Below are 21122 nucleotides of genomic sequence, written 5' to 3'. Positions count from 1 at the left end.
TTAATTAATCATTTGATTAAATAGTGAGTAATTAATCTTCTACAACCATGTCGATTTATCCCTATAATTAATCGTGTGATTAATTATAGGGATAGGTCTCAGTGATGGCAGCGCGTAAAGCAGGGCGACCTCAACAGAATCTAGATGTACGGCAGTTACTCATTGAGCACGCTCGAGATCTGTTCGTGGTTCAACCGTACGACAAGGTATCGACTCGCTTAGTTGCTGAGCGAGCGGGTGTGAATATTGCGATGATTCGCTATTACTTTGGCAGTAAAGCCGGATTGTTTGAGGCGATGCTGCGTGAAACATTACGCCCTATGCAATTACAAATGCAGAGACTCGTTGATGAAAGCAGTCATGAGAACTTTCTTGATTTAATGCGGACTTACTACAAAGAGATGGTCAAAGTGCCGAAGTTTCCTCGCTTGATAGCCCAAGTGATGAATATGCCTCCCTCTGAAGTGCAAAGAGAGTTGCTCGAAAAGGTTTTCCTCGATGTTGCAAAGCCAGCCCAAGATGTCATTTTTGAAAAGTTGGTTGAACAAGGCATCTTAAAACAGAACATGGATCCAAAATTGTGCCGTATTTCGTATGTAAGCTTGATGGTGTTTCCTTTCATCGCTCCGCCGCCTTTATTGGCAATTCATGGGATTGAGATTAATGAAGAATTTCTTAATCGTTTAATCGAACACAACATTCAATTGATGACTGAAGGCTTTATTAACGCACCGAGCCCTTCTTCCGTGCAGGACCAAAGATAATGAAAATAAATAAAAAACTACTCTTCTTTCCAGCACTTGCGGTTGGTGTTATTGGCCTTGTCGCCGCGATTAACTTGAAGCCGGATCTTCCAACCAAACCTGCGGGTGATAGGGCTCGCTTAGTTGATACTGTGAGCCTAGAACAACAACTGATAGCGCCGTTAGCGGTCGGCTTTGGCAAAGTGGTGCCTAAAGTTGAATGGAAAGCGATTGCTGAGGTGACAGGACAGATCGTGCATCGACATCCAGATCTTGAAAAAGGCCAGGTGATCCCTGCAGGAACGGTCGTGCTCAAGGTTGATCCATTGGATTACGAATTGAAACTGATACAAGCAGAGGCGGATCTAAAATCAAGCCAAACCTCATTAGCGAAATTGAATCAAGAAGAAGACAACCTTAATAAGACTCTTAAGATCGAAAAGAATCGTTTGGTGATCAGCAATAAAGAGCTACAACGTAAACAGGATCTGCGTAAGAAAGGGCTCACCTCTCAATCGGATGTCGACCTGCAACAACAAAGCGCATTGTCTCAGCAGAAGTTGGTATTAGATATCGCTAACCAAATCGCGTTGATGCCAGATGAAAAGCGTGTTGCGGAAGCGGTGATTAAGGTCAACGTGTCTAAGGTAAAAGAGGCGCAGCGCTCTCTCGATAAGACCACGATCACTTTGCCAAGAGCGATGCGAATTGCTCAGGTTGATATCGAACAAAATCAAGTAGTTAACCTTCAGCAGGAGATGTTTATTGCTCACGGGATTAATGTCATGGAAGTGGAGGCGCAACTTTCTATTCACGATATGCAAACTTTAGCCTCCAGCTTTAACCAGTTCCCTCGTGATGCTGCAGGAATCCCTAATCCTTATGAAGCGCCAATCAAAGCAAGCATTCAACTTAACAGCGGCAACCTGAACCTCAGTTGGCCAGCGAAGGTGGCAAGAATCAGCGAAACAGTTGATGAAAACCAAGCGACGGCGGGGATTATTCTCGAGATCGCTCAAGATTACTCACAATTGCAACCAGACAGCGCAACGCCTTTGGTTAACGGTATGTTTGTCAAAGCTGAGATTGAGGGTGTCGCGAATCTAAGTTGGGTGGTTCCAGAGCGAGCACTGCATGGTGATAAGGTTTACCTGATGGATGACAATCAGCGTTTGCAAGTGGTCAATGTTGAAGTGCTTTATCGTAGAGACAATCAAGTGGTTGTAAGTGGAGAGCTACAAACTGGAGATAAACTGGTTCTCAATGATGTCCTGCCAGCAATCGAAGGCATGTTACTGAGAGAGTCGAACTCTGAAGAGGCCGAGCTTGAGTCAGATACTCAGGAGAGTGCGTCATGATCAAATTTTTCTCTCGGCACCCAACAGCAGCAAACTTGTTGATGCTTGGGTTGTTGATCTTGGGTCTAAGCTCACTATCAACCATCAAACGTGAAACCTTCCCCGCTTACGATCCGCCTTACATTATGGCTGCGATTGTCTATCCCGGCGCCTCTCCACAAGAAGTGGAAGAGAGCTTGTGTGTACGAATGGAAGATGCAGTAGACGGCTTAGCCAACATTGAAGAGACTCAATGTGAAGCGATCGAAGGCAGCGCCCGTTTAATTCTCAAGTTAAATGAAAAAGCGGACATCGGCCGAATGCTGGTGGACGTGCAAACCCAGATCAACTCGATCAATGACTTCCCAACTGAGATTGAATCGCCTGTTGTTCAAGAGCTAGATTGGAATGAACCAGTTGTCGATATCGCTATAACAGCCGAAACGTCGTGGCCGGAACTTAAGGCCTACGCGGAAGATCTTAAGCGTACCATGAAGCTTGATTACGATGTCTCTTTGGTCGAGGTTAGCGGCTTCTCGGATCATCAATATCGAGTGGAACTGGATACCCAAGCTATTCGTCAGTTGGGTTTGAGTGTCGGTGATATTGCGGATCAAATTGGTCGACAGAATGTAAAACTGCCGAGTGGTAACGTTGAAACACCAGACAAAAACTTTCTGATTCGTTTCGACGAGAGACGAGTTACGCCTGTTGAGCTGGAAAGCATCGTGGTTGGATCTGCGCCTAATGGCTCGGTGATTCGTTTGAGAGACATAGCCAAAATAACCGACCGCTTTGAGCTTGATGAGCAAAAGGTGCTATTTGATGGCAAGCCTTCAGCGCTGCTTAAGATCAGTAAGAACAAAGAAGACGATGCGCTGCGAATCAAAGAGAACGTAACACGATTCGTTGAAGATCAAAGCGCGATTGCTCCTGATGGCGTGACACTACAAATGACCAACGATCTCTCATCTGTACTTTGGGATCGTCTAACCATGATGGTGAGCAATGGCTGGCAAGGTATTGTGCTGGTGTTCGCCACCATGTGGTTGTTCTTCAGCTTACGTTATTCGTTTTGGGTAGCGGCGGGGTTGCCGGTAGCCTTCCTTGGTGGTTTGTTTTTAATGGCCAATCTTGGTTTATCGATTAACATTATGTCGCTGGTCGGCTTATTAATGGCGATTGGTATCATGATGGATGACGCCATCGTGATTGCCGAATCGATAGCGTCCCATTTAGATCGGGGGCAAAACGTTGATGATGCGGTGTACAACGGCGTTAAGAAAGTGTTTCCCGGAGTGTTGTCTTCTTTCTTAACCACGGTGTGTATTTTCGGTAGCTTACTGTTCCTAGATGGCGAGATGGGCGCGGTGCTTAAGGCCGTTCCTCAAGTATTGATTTTGGTGCTGTCGTTGAGCTTAATCGAAGCCTTCCTAATTCTGCCTAATCACCTGTCTCACTCGCTGCATAAAGAAAAAAACGATAAGCCAGCGCTGCGCTTCAAAGTGGTGTTGCTTGAGAAGTTTGAGAACTTCCGTAATACCACTTTGATGAACATGGTTGAGAAAGTCGTGACGTTCCGCTACGCCTTTATGGGCGGAGTGATTACGCTATTGTTGCTTTCAGTAGCCTTGATTGCTGGCGGGGTTGTTAAGTTTCAACCTTTCCCTGAGCTGGATGGTGATATTGCCGAAGCGCGAATCATTCTTCCGCCGGGCGCATCACTGTCTCAAACCGAGAAAGTGGTCGACAAAATTGTCGCGTCGGCTGAGCGCTTGAACAAACAATGGAGCGAAGAGGTTGAAGAAGGCAATACACTGGTCGAGCATATCACCAGCCAATTCAATGCCAACGCCGATGCCAATGAATCAGGCCCACACTTAGCCACAGTGCGTTTAGATCTGCGTGGAGCAGAGAGCCGTAACACGGTTATCGATGATTTCATTGATGCATGGCGAGAGGATATCGGTGACTTGGCGGATCCTATTTCATTGGTGTTCAAGCAACCTACTATGGGGCCGGGCGGTCGTGCTATTGAAATTCGCGCCAAACACGATGACCTGAGCGCATTGAAATCCGCTTCTTTGGATATTCAGGAGTACCTTAATCAGTTCGATGGGGTGCATGGCGTGCTTGATGATATGCGCATGGGTAAAGAAGAGATCTTGGTGAAGCTGCGTCCGGGCGCTGAAACCTACAATGTGAATGGGCAGATGATTGCTTCCCAATTGCGTGCGGCTTTCTTTGGTCAGACAGCGGATGAGATTCAAATCGGTGTTGAGAATATCTCGATTGAAGTTCGTCTTGATAAAGAACAAGCGGGTGATTTACAGCAGCTGGCTAACTTCCCAATCATCACTGCAGACGGCAGTCAGATTCCATTAGCAACATTGGCAACGTTAGATTTTCAGCGTAACTATGTGCGAATCCAACGTATCGATGGGTTGAGAACCATCAGTATCTTTGGTGATATTGATAATAAGAAAGCGAGTTCATCCGCGATTTTGGCTCAGTTCCAAAAAGATGAAGCCGCCAAACTTATTCAGAAGTACCCGGGTCTACGCTTTGATTTCGAAGGGGAGGCCAAGGATGCAGCCAAGACGGGGGCTTCGATGGGCAAAGGGTTCTTGCTCGGCTTATTCGGCGTGTTTGCGATTCTTAGTTATCAATTCCGAAGCTACTTAGAGCCTGTGGTCGTGATGTTAGCGATTCCACTCGCTTTTATTGGGGTGGTCGTTGGTCACTGGATACTTGGCCATTCTTTGAGTATGCCAAGCATGATGGGCTTTGTGTCGCTTGCCGGGATTGTGGTTAATGATTCCATCTTGTTGGTGCAGTACATTCGTCACCATGTCGATGAGGGAGATAGCGTGCATGACTCGGTGGTAAAAGCCAGTCGTGAGCGTTTCCGAGCGGTATTCTTGACCTCAATGACGACTGCGGCAGGTTTGCTACCGCTGTTGACGGAAACCAGCTTACAGGCTCAGGTTATCCAGCCATTGGTTATTTCGATCGTATTCGGCATATTTGCCTCGACCTTACTGGTGCTGTTTATGATCCCTGCTGCTTACGCGATATTGGCGGATTTCGGTTTGGTTAAAAAGCACGAGCCTCTCTCGCTATAGACATTGGAAGCAAGAAAATAAGTAATAAACACTAAAGCGGCCTAGTGCCGCTTTATCTTTATAGGGTGTTTTTTCATATCCTTGGCCCGAGCGGCTGCACTGCGCATCCCAAGGAAATTTCATTTTAGTTCATTCAAAACGTCACTTAACTGTCATTTGTTGAGCATAACTTGAGCCTTAACTGAATAAGGATTGTTAAGGAGATCGTATGCGTACAATCGAACCTATTGTCCGTTGGGATGTGGCATTTTCTGTTTTCTGTTTAAAAAACCGTTATAGCGGGCAACATGCAACGCTCAGTAAAGCGGTGTCTCATACTGGAGATGGACACCTTTACGTGTTAATTGCATTGATTGCTTTGTTGGCTGATAGCAGTACTGGCCGAGATTTTCTATTGGTCGGTTTAACCGCCTTTGCCATCGAGTTGCCTATCTACTGGCTCGCGAAAAATACCCTCAAACGTCGCAGACCGGCAGAGTTCTCTTCACTGCTTTATTCCCACATTGTGCCATCCGATAAATACAGCCTGCCATCTGGGCATTCCGCGGCGGCTTTTGTTATGGCGACCCTAATCGGACATTTCTATCCGAGCTTATATCTCTTTAGCTTGGTGTGGGCAACTGCGATTGCTGGCTCTCGAATCTTACTTGGTGTGCACTTTTTAACAGACGTACTGATTGGCGCAGCCTTGGGCATCGCTTGTACCAGCCTAGCTATCAGCTTCATCCTGTAATTATTTTGTTGGCAACCACTGCCGAGCTTAAGTGGTAAATTTAAAGGAACATGCATGAAAATTTTATATGGCGTACAAGGCACAGGAAATGGGCACATCGCTCGAGCGAGAGCAATGGCCGTCGCTTTTCGTCAGCAAAATATTGATGTCGATTTTCTGTTCTCTGGACGAGATGAGAGCAAATACTTTTCGATGGAAGCGTTTGGCAACTATCAGACCCGCAGCGGCTTAACTTTTTACAGCGAGCAGGGGCAGGTTAAATACGGCAAAACATTCATGAAGAACAACATCTGGCGATTTCTCCGTGAGATTAACCAGATCGATCTTACGCCTTATGACTTAGTGATTAATGATTTTGAGCCTGTCACTGCATGGGCGGCTAAGAGACAAGGTGTGCCATGCATTGGGATAAGCCACCAGAATGCGTTTCGTTATGATGTACCCAAAGAAGGGGGCAACTGGATTGAACATTCAGTGATTCAACATTTCGCCCCAACCGAGCACTCTATTGGCTTGCACTGGTATCACTTTGAACAGCCGATTTTGCCGCCTATCGTTCACACGCTGGTTGGTGAGCAACAAACCAAAACAGCACAAGACTTTACGTTGGTCTATTTGCCATTTGAGGATCTTGAGTCGATCTCAGAGCTGCTGATGAAGTTCATTTCGCAAAACTTTGTCTGTTACCACCCGGATGTGATTGAGCATAGCCGAGTTGAAAATATTGAGTTCAAACCACTGAGTCATGCGGGCTTTCAATTCGACCTCAATCAGTGCTCTGGTGTGGTCGCAAATGGCGGCTTTGAATTGCCATCTGAAGCCCTAACTTTGGGGAAGAAATTGCTTCTCAAACCACTCGAAGGACAGTTCGAACAACAGAGCAATGTGGCGACGCTAGAGGCCCTTGGGTTAGCTCAAACCATGACGTTTTTAGATGCGGCTATCTTGCGCGCTTGGCTCAGTGAAAAACAGGCCGAAGTGGTCACCTATCCAGACGTGGCAAGTGCACTCGTTGAGTGGGTATTAGCAGGGAATTGGTCTAATCAAGATGATTTAAGAAAGCAACTTTGGGACAAGGTCGACTTTCCAAGTTATGCATCGCTCACCTAACTCATAAGTGCTATTTCTGAATTGGCCGGTTGAACAATTCACGAGTTCAATAAATTGTAACAAATGTAACCAAACGATAGAACAGCTAAATAAGTCGAAATTAAACTCATAAGTAACGCATTTTATGTTTTTTTATAACTCTATAAATAATTGATTTTTAGATGTTGTTTAATCATTAAGGTAAAATAAAATTATTCTTTATCAATCTTGTTGGTAGCTCGAGATGCATTGGTTAATAGTAATGTCAATCCGAAAAACATCGGTCTGATAAATATAAGAATTAGTGGTTATCTATTCTCATACCATTACCAATTTAACGCTGTCGAACCGACAAGAGGCAACTTGAATGTTAGATAAGAAAGACGCAATGAGTGCTATTGCAAGCTACAGAATGGAAAGCACACTTCGTGGAGTCGACTTAAATCTTTTGACTGTATTTGATGCAGTTATGCAAGAGCAAAACATTACACGTGCAGCTCACAATCTGGGTATGTCTCAGCCTGCTGTAAGTAACGCTGTTGCTCGTCTAAAAGTGATGTTTAACGACGAACTATTCATGCGTCAAGGTCGTGGTATTCAACCGACTCAACGTGCTCGTCAGTTGTTTGGTCCAATCCGCCAAGCGCTACAGTTAGTACGCAACGAACTACCAAGTTCTGTGTTCTCTCCAGAGTCGTCTTCTCGCCTGTTCAAACTAGCGATTTGCAGCCCTTGTGATATGCGTTTTGCTCCTAAGATTATGTCGACAATCAACGAGCAAGCACCTAGCGTGAAACTGCACATGGATGCTGAATTCGATCGTCAACTTTCTGAGCGTATGCGCTACCAAGAAATCGACTTCGTTATTGATTACGCTCGTTTTGATGAGCAAGGCTTCTCAAGCACTGAAATCTTCCAAGACGAATTAGTTGTGGTTGCTTCTGCTTCTCACCCACGTATCAACGGTGAAGTTTCTGCGGCAGAGCTGCTTAACGAAAAGCACGCAAAACTGTCTCGCATCCATGGTCAACGTAGCTTCTCTGAGCAAGCTTACCGTGACCTAGATTGCACGCCTTTCTACGAAGGTACGAGTTTAAGTAACGTTCTTTACGTTGTAGGCCAATCTGAACTAGTAACAATTGCTCCTCGTTGGATGGTAGAACATGCAGCAAACAAAGAGCAGCTTCAGATTCTAGATTTCCCATTCGATAATGCGGCGATTTCTGGCTTCCTAAGCTGGCACGAATCAAGTGAAAAGGATAAAGGACACATTTGGTTACGAGATCAGTTAATGATGATCTGTGGCGAAGTAGTGGCACTTAACTAGACACTAATCCCTATGATTTATAAGCCCTAAGCTAGGAGACTGGCTTAGGGCTTTTTTATGCGCGCTATTTTAGTAGGTAGAAAACTTAGCGTGAGACGTACTATTACTGATAACTTTGAGCTTCATCAGTTGCCTTTTTCATGATCAGAGGTACACTTGTGCGCTCAAAAAAGCTTACAGGTGTAAGCCAAAGGTAAAGAGATGGCCAATTTAGATTTTCATATCGTAAAAAGACTTCGTGACCAAATTGCCCAAGGCGGCAACCGTACAGCTTTGAAGCACAAAGTAGACAATGTATGGCAAGGTATTAGCTGGGAGCAGTTTGGACAACAAATCGATACGCTTTCATTAGCACTATTGGCTCAGGGACTGAGAGTTCAAGATAAGATCGGTATCTATTCAAATAATATGCCTCAATGGACCGTGGCAGATTTTGCATCTTTACAAGCTCGTCTTGTGACTGTGCCGATTTATCCAACCAACACAGCAGCACAGTCGTCTTACATCATCCAAAATGCGGATGTGAAGATCTTATTCGTTGGTGAGCAAGTTCAATTCGATGCGGCGGTTAGCCTGTTTGAAGAGTGCGAGCAGCTAGAAGTTGTTGTGGCTATGTCTGATGACATCGACCTACAAGGACACAGCTTTGCCGTATCTTGGAATGACTTCATGGCGCGTGGCGTTGAAGCACAACAAGCTGAACTTGACGTGCGTCTTGCTGATGCAAGCATGGACGACCTACTAACTCTTATCTATACCTCTGGTACCACAGGTCAGCCAAAAGGCGTAATGCTTGATTACACCAACATTGGCTACCAGTTAGAAGGCCACGATGAGCGCCTTAGCTTAAGCAAAGACGATGTCTCATTGTGTTTCCTACCGTTATCACATGTATTTGAGCGTGCTTGGACGTTCTATGTCCTTTATAAAGGCGCAACCAACTGCTATCTGCAAGACACGATGCAAGTACGTGATGCGCTAAGTGATGTGAAACCTACCGTAATGTGTGCGGTTCCACGCTTCTATGAGAAGATCTTCTCTGCGATTCACGAGAAGGTATCTAAAGCGCCATTTATTCGTAAAGTGCTATTTACTTGGGCGGTGAACATGGGAGCAAAGCTTTCAGTTTGTCACCAAGAAGGTCGTACTCCATCGTTGATGCTGAAGAAGAGCCATGCGCTAGCTGATAAGCTGGTGCTATCTAAACTGCGTGCTCTACTCGGCGGTAACATCAACTTCATGCCATGTGGTGGCGCGAAGCTTGATGAGACGATTGGTCGCTTCTTCCATGCTATCGGCATCAACGTAAAACTTGGCTACGGTATGACAGAAACTACAGCAACAGTATCTTGTTGGGATGACCGCTGTTTTAACCCAGATTCGATTGGTATGTCGATGCCGGGCGCAGAAGTGAAAATTGGTGCGAAGGACGAGATTCTTGTTCGTGGTCCAATGGTGATGCGCGGTTACTACAAGATGCCAGAAGAGACCGCAAAGACATTCGATGAACACGGCTTCTTGAAAACCGGTGATGCGGGTCATTTTGATGAAAATGGTAACCTGTTCATTACTGATCGTATCAAAGAGCTGATGAAAACTTCTGGTGGTAAGTATATTGCCCCGCAAGTGGTTGAAGGTGCGATTGGTAAAGATCACTTTATCGAACAGATTGCTGTTATCGCTGATACACGCAAATTCGTTTCTGCGCTGATTGTTCCTTGTTATGACTCGCTAGAAGAGTACGCCAAAGAGCTTAATATCAAGTATCACGATCGCGTTGAGCTGGTTAAGCATCACCAAATCGTCGAGATGCTAGAAAAGCGTGTGAATGACCTACAGCAAGAACTGGCTAAGTTTGAGCAAGTAAAGAAATTCAAACTGCTACCAAAAGCATTCTCTATGGATGATGGTGAACTGACACCAACTCAAAAATTGCGTCGTAAAGTTATCAACGATAAGTATCAAGACGAAATCGAAGAAATGTACAACGAAAAGCCTAAAGATAAGTAGTTTTCTGCTTAGATAAATTTTCAGTTGTTTAAAAATCCCCCTACGAATGTGATTGCATTTTTAGGGGGATTTTTTGTATCTAATGACACAGCACAATGTGCGAAAGCGCACACCAGCAAGCTCGCGGTTTATCGATAAATAGCGATCTATTAAAATATTAAGTGCTTTTTTTTGTTCACTAACTAGTGTTTAAACCTAGCGTGGAGGGCTTAGTTGGGTTTTATTTAATGCTTTGAGCTAATAGTTGGTTTTTTGGCATAGTTGCCGAATAACAGGTGTTAGACCAGATGATAATAAAGCGTTAAAGTTGTTTCGTATTACTGTTTGTTGTTATCACGACAGACAGCCATAGCCGAAAAAGTGGAAGTATTTCGAATTAGGCTACGAATAAGCCCTAGACTATGAAAAACCAGCCCAACATGTTCACCAAATATGATTGGAAACTGGTGAGGAGAGCAATATGACAACAAAACCTGAAACAGCCATGTCATCCGGCGCTGAGATGTTATCCGGCGCTGAGATGGTGGTGCAGTCTCTAATTGAAGAGGGTGTAGAACAAATCTTTGGTTACCCAGGTGGTTCTGTACTTGATATCTACGATGCGCTGCATGCTAAAACTGCTGAAATTAAACACGTATTAGTACGACATGAACAAGCCGCTACCCACATGGCTGATGGCTATACTCGTTCTACCGGCAAACCGGGCGTAGTACTTGTGTGTTCTGGTCCAGGTGCGACCAATACCGTTACTGGCATTGCAACAGCCTACATGGACTCAATCCCAATGATTGTTATTTCTGGTAACGTACCAAATAACCTCATTGGTAATGACGCCTTCCAAGAGTGTGACATCGTGGGTGTATCACGCCCGATCGTTAAACACAGCTTCTTAGTTAAGAAAGCGGAAGATATCCCTGAAGTCGTTAAAAAAGCATTCTATATTTCAACGACAGGGCGTCCCGGTCCTGTGGTTATTGATCTGCCGAAAGATATCTTAAACCCACAAATCAAGCTTCCTTATGAATACCCAGAAACGCTCAAAATGCGTTCGTATAACCCAACGGTTACGGGTCATAAAGGTCAGATCAAAAAGGCGCTAAAAGCCCTTATTGAAGCGAAGAAGCCGGTACTTTATGTCGGTGGTGGTGCGGTTATTTCTGAGGCAGATAAGCCGCTGTTAAAATTAGCAGAGGCACTGAATTTACCTGTGGTAAGCACCCTAATGGGGCTTGGCGCTTTCCCTGGCACCCATAAGAACTCTTTGGGTATGTTAGGCATGCATGGTTTATATGAAGCCAATATGGCGATGCACAATGCGGATTTGATCTTTGGTATTGGCGTACGTTTCGATGATCGAACGACTAATAACCTAGATAAGTACTGCCCTGATGCGAAGATCATGCACATTGATATCGACCCATCTTCGATCTCTAAGAACGTAAAAGTGGATCTACCGATTGTAGGTTCTGCTGAAAAGGTCCTAGAGAGCATGGTGAACTTGCTCGTTGAGCAAGGCGGCACTAACGATGCAGAAGCGATTGAAAGCTGGTGGAGTGAAATCAAGCAGTGGCAAGAGCGTGACTGCCTAGCTTACGAGAAATCGTCTGAGCGCATCAAACCACAGCAAGTAATTGAAACACTGCATAAAGTAACCAATGGCGATGCCTATGTTGCTTCTGACGTAGGTCAACACCAAATGTTTGCTGCTTTATACTACCCGTTTAACAAGCCACGTCGTTGGATTAACTCTGGTGGTCTAGGCACGATGGGCTTTGGCCTGCCTGCTGGTATGGGCGTTAAGTTTGCTAAGCCAGATGAAGAGGTGGTTGTGGTAACCGGTGACGGCAGTATTCAAATGAATATCCAAGAGCTGTCGACAGCACTGCAATACAATATCCCGGTTAAGATTATTAATCTTAATAACCGTTTCCTAGGCATGGTAAAACAGTGGCAAGACATTGTTTATCAAGGCCGTTACTCTAACTCATATATGGACTCTGTTCCTGATTTTGCTGCTATCGCTGAGGCTTATGGCCACGTTGGTATGCGCATTTCATCTCCGGATGAACTGGAATCAGGTTTGGAAAAAGCACTAGCGATGAAAGACCGTTTGGTATTTGTCGATATTAGTGTGGATGACACCGAGCACGTATACCCAATGCAGATCAAAGGCGAGGGTATGGATAACATGTGGCTAAGCAAAACGGAGAGAACATAATATGAGACACATTATTTCACTACTAATGGAAAACCAACCTGGTGCGCTTTCTCGTGTGGTTGGCTTGTTTTCTCAACGTGGCTACAACATCGAGTCTTTGAACGTATCTCCAACCGATGATCCGACGCTGTCTCGTTTGAACGTCACTACTAACTCGAGCGAAATGCAGCTTGAGCAGATTCAGAAACAGCTACATAAGCTAATCGACGTACTTAAAGTACAAGAAGTGTCTGAACTTGAACACATTGAACGTGAGCTGTTGATGGTAAAAGTACGTGCGAGCGGCTTTGCTCGTGCGGAAGTGAAGCGCACAGCGGATATCTTCCGTGGTCAGATCGTTGATGTTACGGCTTCTCAATATACGGTTCAAATGGCGGGTACTAGCGAGAAACTGGATGCCTTCATTCAGGCGCTGTCAGAAGTGACGGAAGTGCTTGAAGTAGCTCGAAGTGGTGTTGTTGGCATCGCACGAGGCGAACGTGCGTTGAAAGCCTAGACGATAAGTCTTTAAAAAATAACTTTAAAGCCGCTTTTTTAAGCGGCTTTTATTTTGTTAATTTTTTAGAGTGCTATAATCCCGCGCTGCACTTCCATTCATCTGAGTTAGCAATGCGAAATAAAAAATCAATAATTACATTGCTGATTATCTCTATCATATTGTCTTCTGCAGTATGTCTGTATTATTTGCAGCGCTACAAAGAAGTAAAACAGCAGAGCTTTGACTACTCAGCTAAGCAAGCCGTTCATCAGTTAGTGTATGCCAAGCGAGATTATGATCTTCTCAAGACTCAGTTAGTCTCGGTCATGGAGCTACTCAGTCATAGCCAGAGCTTGGTTAACTTTGCTTCCTCTCCCTCAGACCAAACCAAAAATCTACTTGAAGAGGTCTGGCAATCTGTTCTCGTGAACCAGAAGTGGTATACACAAATCCATCTGTTAGATGTCACTGGCAAAGAATTGGTGCGTGTTAACTATTCCTCTGATACCGGTAGAGTGACGTTTCCTCAACAGCTGCAAGATAGGTCGGATTCTAACTACTTCCAATACGCTCAAAAACTAGAAGCCGAACAGATTGGCGGTTGGGGTATTGAGCTTGAAACTGAGCATGGTGAAGTCACCTTCCCTTATTCGCCGGTAATCCGTGTCTTTACCCCAGTAGAAACCCCTGACGAAAGAGTAGGCTACCTCGTCATCAATCTTGATGTATGGGGCTTATCGTCGCGTCTGAGCTTTTCACCAGATAACGATCTTAGAGCAGAAGTTCTCAATGACGCGGGTTACTTCATCGCGAGTAACAACAGCGGTAAGTTGTTCGGAGACTCTATTCCTGAAAGAAAAGGCTATAACCTGAAAAATATCGCGCCGAAGACGTGGGATGCGATCTCCAATGATCAGGTGGGATACGTTTTTGAAGATGGTAATTTGTTTGCCTTTAACACGGTTATGCTCGCGAACAGTCAAAAGGTCCATTTACTGATTCAACTTAATCAAAAGCAACTGATGGATCGGGCTGAGCGTGATCTAGATGATTTGGCCCATGAAGAGATCATTGTTCTGATTACGGTGCTGATATTCGCTTTCCCGTTTGCTTACCTGGTGACGCACTGCCGACGCCGAAGCCTAGAGAGTAAATTGGCACGAGCCGCATTGAATGGTATGTCGGCAGTGATGATCTCTGACAAGCAGCACCGCACAATGATGATCAATAACGAATTTGAGAACATGACTGGGTACTGCAAAAAACAAGTTATCGGTCAGAATGCCCTGCAGTTGTTGCTTGAGAATACCGACCAAGTACTCTCAAGTTCGGCTATCTGGAGTCATTTAGAGCAAGAAGAAGTATGGGAAGGGGAAGTTCAGTGTAAGAACAAACTGCGTATTCCTTTTACAGCGATCATGCGAGTGCATGTGGTCAAAAACAATTCGGGTAAAGTCAGCTATTACATCACCTCTTTGGTGGATATTTCGGTAAGGAAGGAGCTTGAAGTACGTTTGAGGATCTTAAGTGAACGTGACTCTTTGAGTAATCTTTGGAATAGACGAAAGTTCGAAGAGCAGCTCGCGTATTATTCTCGCTTGGTTGAGCGTTACCCTAATGAATCGACGACTTGCTTAGCTTTAGTCGATATCGATAACTTCAAGCGAATCAACGACGAACTTGGTCATGACGAAGGCGACCGAGTGATAGCAAGTGTCGCCAAGCTTCTGCAAGATAGCCTTCGCGGGACTGACTTTGTTGCACGTGTCGGAGGAGAAGAGTTTGCACTCTTGATGCCACACACGTCTCTGCCAGAAGCAAAGCGCGTATTGGATCGCTTGCGAATAGAGATTGAACTGGCAGCCGGAACTAAGATAACGGTGAGTGTTGGCTTTACGGATTTAACCAGTAACAGCACTCGCTCATACAAGTGTGCGGATGTTGCGCTTTACGAATCTAAATCGTCTGGTCGTAATACGGTCTCTATGTGTCCTAGCTACGATGATGTCGCTTAGGTTCGCTTCTATCTAGTCCTGTCTTCTCTTTGCTTCACCTCTTCAAGCTGGCCCCGACTCACTTTATCTCTCCCCCTTTTTATAGGAATCTCACTTTTAAGCGACCTATGTCACAAAATCTATACAGTTAGACTAAAGTCTAATGCTGGTGGAAATTTGAGCTAAAATGAACAATAAGTAAACTACCTTGCTTCAGATTACATCGTGCTTAACGGTGTAATAAATAGAGTGTTTACCAGATGTAAAAGGATGACACCGTTAACTTAATTCAACTGATTAGCTAGCCTTTTCAATGGTTTGAAAGGCAGCAGTAGAATTAGGTTAGCTGGAGCAAGAGTTTGGGGATCATACAGTCTGGTTAAAAGAGGCGTGGTATGTTTGTCGATTTTTTAGTGAGGTTAACCATAGGCACATTAGCCATTCTTGGCTTTCAATTGAGTGCTTTGTATTTTTTACCTATGGTTGTGCTACTCAATACTCATCACAAAGAGTTTTTTGGGTGGTAGTTCAGTCGTAATACTGGAAACAAAAAACGGAGCCATTGGGCTCCGTTTTTATTTGGTTAGAAGCTACTTTAGCGTTATGCCGCTTCGATAACTTCTTCAATTCGTTTCATTGAACCTAGCAGGTGTTGATCAAGCAGTTCAGTCGCTTGTTCTACATTCTTAGACAGTACTAGTTTCATGATCATTTCGTGTTCATCAATATTGAACAGATCATCTGATGCGCTTTCTGCAGACATAGCGAGGAAGCGGTAACGTTTCACTTGGTTAATTAGGTCATCAAAGAACTTAAACATGTTCTCTGAATCTGCACCTTCAAGCAGTGCGACATGGAATTGCTGGTGGCGCTCTTCCCATTCTACACAGTCAAACTCTTCAGATACGTACTGTACTCGCGATAGTTTATGGTAAGACGTTAGTACATCCAGTTCCCAGCTCTCATCACCTGCTGCAATCGCTTTTTTAAGCAGAACCGATGATACAACACGAAGGCTTTCGTATAGGTCATTCAGTTCTTTCTTTGATACAGGAGATACCCAGCAGCCTTTTTGTGGCTCTAGCTTTACGTATTTGCTCCAAGATAACTGTACCAAGGCTTCGCGAATAGGGGATGCGCCAACGTTGTAGCGTGCTTTTAGATCAGCAACAACAAGCTTTTGGCCTGGGATTAACTCACCATTAAGAATATCTTGGCGAATCATCTTTGATACTTTGTCAGTGAGCGTAGGACTAGACATTACAAACCTCATCTATATATGATTTCTAGTCTGCTAATCCGTCTCTTAGAAAGAGTCAGTTGGAGGTTAACAGTACGTAGTTCTATTGTGATTGATAATACAGCGTACTGAAAAGTTAGGCAAGATTTTGTTTCATAAAAAAAGAGGGCCGAAGCCCTCTTTTATATTTTATGCGAATCGGTTCATTCTTATAGAACGTGAACAGATGCCGTGTTTGTAGTACCAGAAGCTACTAGAGCACCAGAAACCATAACTACGATGTCGCCTTTGTTACCTAGGCCAGATTGTAGAGCGATTTCTTTACCGTTGATGTAGAACGCGTCTGTGTTCTCGATAGAGTCAACAAGAACTGGCTTAACACCTTTAGTAAGAACTAGCTGTGCAGCTGTCTTTTCGTTAGTTGTTAGAGCTAGGATGTTTGCAGTTGGGAAGTACTTACGTACTGAACGTGCAGATTTACCGCCTTCAGTTGCAACAACGATTAGAGGAGCAGCTAGCTTCTCTGCTGTGTCTACGGCGCCTTTACATACTGCTTCAGTGATGCGTAGACGTGGGCTGTCTAGACGAGAACCTAGCTCAGCTTTAAGAGCTGAATCAGTACGGTTCGCGATTTGAGCCATGATAGTAACAGCTTCAACTGGGTACTTACCTTTAGCAGTTTCACCAGAAAGCATTACTGCATCAGTACCATCCATGATTGCGTTCGCAACGTCACCCGCTTCAGCACGAGTTGGACGTGGGTTGCTGATCATAGAGTCAAGCATTTGAGTTGCAGTGATAACCATCTTACGTGCACGGTTACACTTCTCGATCATCATCTTCTGAGCGAAGATTACTTCTTCAGCTGGGATTTCAACACCTAGGTCACCACGAGCAACCATGATGCCGTCAGAAGCTTCAAGGATTGAATCGAAGTTATCTACACCTTCTTGGTTTTCAATCTTAGAAATGATGTGGATGTTCTCGCCGCCGTTAGCGTTTAGAAGCTCACGGATTTCTTTAACGTCTTCTTCTTTACGGATGAAAGAAGCAGCAACGAAATCTACGCCTTGCTCACAACCAAACTTAAGGTCAGCTTTGTCTTTCTCAGAAAGAGCAGGAAGTTGAACAGAAACGCCAGGAAGGTTAACACCTTTGTTTTCGCCTAGAGCACCGTTGTTAAGAACTTTACACTTAACTTCAGTTTCTGTTGTTGCGATAACTTCCATTTCGATTAGGCCGTCATCAACAAGGATAGTGTTACCTGCTGTTAGGTCTTTAGCGAAACCTAGGTAAGTTACTGCTACTACGTCTTTGTTACCAACAACTGTTGCGTCAGTTGTGAAAGTGAACTCTTGACCAGCTACTAGATCTACGTCGTTACCATCTTCAAGTTTGATAGTACGGATTTCTGGACCTTTAGTATCTAGAAGGATAGCAAGTTGCTCACCTTTGTTTTCCATTACTTTACGGAAGTTCGCGATACGAGTGCCGTGCTCTGCGAAATCACCGTGAGAGAAGTTAAGACGCATAACGTTCATGCCAGCATCTACTAGTTCAGTTAGCTTCTCTACAGATTCAGTTTTAGGGCCAATCGTACATACGATTTTGGTCTTTTTCATGGAAGGTACTCTCCGGTAAGTATTGTTACAATTTGAAATTTATTTAAGTTCTGAAGATTGGTCCGCTACATCAACATTTTGTGCCTGTTGTGTAAAAGCGCGGGACTTCCAATATGTCCTTCAGAGTTGTAAGTCTTTCATCAATTTTAGTCATTTTATGACTAAAAGATTTTGATTCAATATCGGTTTTCTGTGACTTACCCCACTATATAGGGGGTAAGTTGCAAAAAAATAACAGTCAGTTTTGTAATTTTTTTTCTTTTCGGGTGCGGATTCTACCACCTAATGAGTTCAATATCACTGCTTAACAATTGTCTTAGGACAAGGTTTTATCGCTATTTATTAATTTTTTGGATCAAAATAAATGGACTAAATAGTTTCGTTGTAATTATAATATGTTTCATATCGAAACTTAATGGCCTTTTTTAAATGTCGAAACGAAACACCCAGCTCAGAAGACATGCAATTTCTAACCTAGTGAATGAAAAAGGGGAGGTTAGTGTTGATGAATTATCCGCTAAGTTCGAAACCTCAGAAGTCACTATTAGAAAGGACTTGGCGTCTTTAGAGAAAAACGGTCAGCTTTTACGCCGTTATGGTGGTGCGATTTCGTTACCGAAAGAGGTTGTCAACGAAGAACTGGGTCAACAAGTTTCGACTCGAAAGATTTCATTGGCAAAAGCCGCTGCAGATTTAATTCGCGACCATAACCGCATCGTGATCGATAGTGGCAGTACGACCGGTGCTCTAATTCAGCAGCTTAATGCTAAGCGTGGCTTGGTTGTTATGACCAACTCATTGCACGTTGCTAATGCGCTTAATGAGCTTGAAAGCGAGCCGACGTTATTAATGACTGGCGGCACTTGGGATACCCATTCGGACTCTTTCCAAGGCAAAGTTGCAGAGTCGGTACTTCGTGCTTACGATTTTGACCAACTATTTATTGGGGCTGATGGTATCGACCTCGATAGAGGCACAACCACGTTTAACGAACTGGTTGGCCTGAGCAAAGTAATGGCTGAAGTGTCACGAGAAGTGATCGTGATGGTTGAGTCGGAAAAGGTGGGACGAAAGATCCCTAACTTAGAGCTGGCATGGGAACACATTGACATCTTAATTACCGATACAGACTTAGGCGAAGAATCCAAAGCAAGTATCGAATCACATGATGTTCGAGTGATCCTGACCGATCCAGCGTAAAAACAAATTTAAGTATTATGCATTTACCTTCCTATAATTGATCTTAATGAAGATTTGGCCTTTGCTTGCTGCCAATAGGAATAAAACAAAATTGATGGAGTGAAACTATGTGTGGAATTGTTGGTGCAGTAGCACAGCGTGATGTAGCTGAAATTTTAGTAGAAGGCCTTCGTCGTCTAGAATACCGTGGCTACGATTCAGCTGGTGTCGCTGTAGTCGATACTGAATCTAACCTAACTCGTGTACGCCGCCTAGGTAAAGTACAAGAGCTAGCTGACGCAGTAGAAGAGCAACAAGTGATTGGTGGTACAGGTATCGCTCATACACGTTGGGCGACACACGGTGAGCCGTCTGAAGCGAACGCACACCCACACATGTCTGGTGATATTGCCGTTGTACACAATGGCATTATCGAAAACCACGAAGCACTGCGCGCTATGCTGCAAGAGCGTGGTTACGTATTTACTTCACAAACGGATACAGAAGTTATTGCTCACTTAGTTGAGTGGGAACTTCGCACTTCAGCTTCTTTGGTTGAAGCGCTACAGAAAACAGCAAAACAATTAGACGGTGCGTACGGCACGGTTGCGGTTGATCGTAAAGATCCTAGCCGTATCGTTGTAGCTCGTTCTGGTAGCCCGATCGTTATCGGTTTTGGTGTCGGCGAGAACTTCCTTGCTTCTGATCAACTGGCGCTACTGAGCGTAACTCGTCGCTTCATGTACCTAGAAGAAGGTGATGTTGCTGAGGTAACTCGTCGTGATGTTACGGTATTTGATGTAGCGGGTGAGCGTGTTGAGCGTGAAATCGTTGAGTCAAACGCTGAACACGACGCAGGTGACAAAGGTCAATACCGCCACTTCATGCAGAAAGAGATCTTCGAGCAGCCAACAGCGCTGATCAATACAATGGAAGGCCGTATCTCTGACACTTCGGTTATCACTAACGCGATCGGCGTTAAAGCTGAAGAGATCCTAAGCAAGGTTGAACACGTGCAGATCATCGCATGTGGTACGTCTTACAACTCAGGCATGGCAGCGCGTTACTGGTTTGAATCTCTAGCTGGCGTAAGCTGTGACGTAGAGATTGCTTCTGAATTCCGTTACCGTGATTTCGTTGTTCGTCCGAACAGCCTATTGGTGACTCTGTCTCAATCTGGTGAAACGGCGGATACGCTTGCTGCACTTCGTCTTGCAAAAGAGAAGGGTTATATGTCTGCAATGACTATCTGTAACGTTGCGGGTTCTTCACTGGTTCGTGAATCTGATTTTGCCTTCATGACTCGCGCAGGAACAGAGATCGGTGTTGCTTCTACTAAAGCTTTCACAACTCAACTAGCAGCGATGCTGATGATGGTAACGTCAATTGGTCGTCTACAAGGTCGTATCAATGAAGAAAAAGAAGCGGAAATCGTTCAAGCACTTCACCAACTGCCTGCTGATATCGAGAAAGCATTAGCGTTCGATAAAGAAATTGAAGCACTGGCACCTGATTTTGCTGATAAGCATCACACACTGTTCTTGGGTCGTGGTGAGTTCTACCCAATCGCGATGGAAGCGTCTCTTAAACTGAAAGAGATCTCTTACATCCACGCAGAAGCATACGCAGCTGGTGAGCTTAAGCACGGTCCTTTGGCTCTTATCGATGCAGATATGCCTGTAGTCGTTATTGCACCAAGCAACGACTTGCTAGAGAAGCTGAAATCGAACGTTGAAGAAGTGCGTGCTCGTGGCGGTCTACTTTACGTATTCGCTGATGAAGATGCGGGCTTTGAAAGCGATGAGAACATGAAGATCATCAAGATGCCTCACGTAAGTGAAGTAACAGCGCCTATCTACTACACAGTACCGATGCAGCTGCTGTCTTACCATGTCGCACTAATAAAAGGTACCGACGTTGACCAACCTCGTAACCTAGCGAAAGCGGTAACAGTTGAGTAATCGACAGCTTACCTAAGATATAGATAATAAGAAGCCCATCCTGTGATGGGCTTTTTTATGGTTCAT

14 protein-coding genes are annotated in these 21122 nt (G+C 44.5%); 12 read left to right on the top strand and 2 right to left on the bottom strand.

Annotation, left to right across the window (positions count from 1 at the left end):
• Nucleotides 1-104 precede the first annotated feature (104 nt).
• The 10 genes from AB4507_RS21305 to AB4507_RS21260 all read left to right on the top strand — a co-directional run bounded on the left by AB4507_RS21305 (nt 105) and on the right by AB4507_RS21260 (nt 15075).
• Nucleotides 105-764: a TetR/AcrR family transcriptional regulator gene (locus tag AB4507_RS21305; protein ID WP_017062933.1), complete on the top strand. Its 660-nt coding sequence runs from the start codon at nt 105-107 to the stop codon at nt 762-764.
• The gene (locus AB4507_RS21300; protein WP_372183306.1) at nt 764-2101 is read left to right on the top strand and encodes an efflux RND transporter periplasmic adaptor subunit; all 1338 of its coding nucleotides are present in this window, start codon (nt 764-766) and stop codon (nt 2099-2101) included. Before AB4507_RS21305 ends, AB4507_RS21300 begins: the two co-directional genes overlap by 1 nt.
• The gene (locus AB4507_RS21295; RefSeq protein ID WP_372183305.1) at nt 2098-5205 is read left to right on the top strand and encodes an efflux RND transporter permease subunit; all 3108 of its coding nucleotides are present in this window, start codon (nt 2098-2100) and stop codon (nt 5203-5205) included. Before AB4507_RS21300 ends, AB4507_RS21295 begins: the two co-directional genes overlap by 4 nt.
• A 208-nt stretch (nt 5206-5413) precedes the next feature.
• Complete coding sequence (locus tag AB4507_RS21290) at nt 5414-5938, top strand: phosphatase PAP2 family protein (protein ID WP_123285532.1); 525 nt, start codon at nt 5414-5416, stop codon at nt 5936-5938.
• 54 nt (nt 5939-5992) lie between these two features.
• Nucleotides 5993-7048, top strand: a complete 1056-nt coding sequence (locus AB4507_RS21285; protein ID WP_017068817.1) for an MJ1255/VC2487 family glycosyltransferase — start codon at nt 5993-5995, stop codon at nt 7046-7048.
• A gap of 346 nt (nt 7049-7394) precedes the next feature.
• Complete coding sequence (gene leuO / locus AB4507_RS21280) at nt 7395-8354, top strand: transcriptional regulator LeuO (protein WP_017061397.1); 960 nt, start codon at nt 7395-7397, stop codon at nt 8352-8354.
• A 201-nt stretch (nt 8355-8555) separates the two neighbouring features.
• Nucleotides 8556-10364 (top strand): long-chain fatty acid--CoA ligase, encoded by a 1809-nt coding sequence (locus AB4507_RS21275; RefSeq protein ID WP_017062927.1) that lies wholly within the window; start codon nt 8556-8558, stop codon nt 10362-10364.
• Nucleotides 10365-10824: 460 nt separating this feature from the next.
• Nucleotides 10825-12582, top strand: a complete 1758-nt coding sequence (locus AB4507_RS21270; RefSeq protein ID WP_372183303.1) for an acetolactate synthase 3 large subunit — start codon at nt 10825-10827, stop codon at nt 12580-12582.
• Nucleotide 12583: 1 nt separating this feature from the next.
• Nucleotides 12584-13078 carry an acetolactate synthase small subunit gene (ilvN, locus tag AB4507_RS21265; RefSeq protein WP_008219984.1) on the top strand — a complete coding sequence of 165 codons (495 nt, stop codon included), beginning with the start codon at nt 12584-12586 and terminating at the stop codon, nt 13076-13078.
• A gap of 113 nt (nt 13079-13191) precedes the next feature.
• Nucleotides 13192-15075 (top strand): diguanylate cyclase, encoded by a 1884-nt coding sequence (locus tag AB4507_RS21260; protein ID WP_372183301.1) that lies wholly within the window; start codon nt 13192-13194, stop codon nt 15073-15075.
• 580 nt (nt 15076-15655) lie between these two features.
• On the opposite strand, the gene AB4507_RS21255 is transcribed toward AB4507_RS21260, so the two are convergent.
• Nucleotides 15656-16327, bottom strand: a complete 672-nt coding sequence (locus AB4507_RS21255) for a GntR family transcriptional regulator (protein ID WP_372183299.1) — start codon at nt 16325-16327, stop codon at nt 15656-15658.
• 176 nt (nt 16328-16503) lie between these two features.
• Entirely contained in the window at nt 16504-17916 is a 1413-nt protein-coding gene (pykF, locus tag AB4507_RS21250) for a pyruvate kinase PykF (protein ID WP_017061403.1), read from the bottom strand.
• 429 nt (nt 17917-18345) lie between these two features.
• Here pykF and AB4507_RS21245 point away from each other — a divergent pair, with 429 nt between their 5' ends.
• Nucleotides 18346-19116 carry a DeoR/GlpR family DNA-binding transcription regulator gene (locus tag AB4507_RS21245; RefSeq protein WP_017061404.1) on the top strand — a complete coding sequence of 257 codons (771 nt, stop codon included), beginning with the start codon at nt 18346-18348 and terminating at the stop codon, nt 19114-19116.
• A gap of 107 nt (nt 19117-19223) precedes the next feature.
• On the top strand, nt 19224-21056 hold the full coding sequence (gene glmS / locus AB4507_RS21240; protein ID WP_017061405.1) for a glutamine--fructose-6-phosphate transaminase (isomerizing): 1833 nt from the start codon (nt 19224-19226) through the stop codon (nt 21054-21056).
• Nucleotides 21057-21122 lie beyond the last annotated feature (66 nt).

The sequence above is a fragment of the Vibrio sp. 10N.222.54.A3 genome (genome assembly GCF_041474095.1).
GTDB classification, from domain to species: domain Bacteria; phylum Pseudomonadota; class Gammaproteobacteria; order Enterobacterales; family Vibrionaceae; genus Vibrio; species Vibrio crassostreae_C.
Note: the sequence above shows the minus strand (reverse complement) of the source record. Positions and strands in the feature narration are given on the sequence as shown.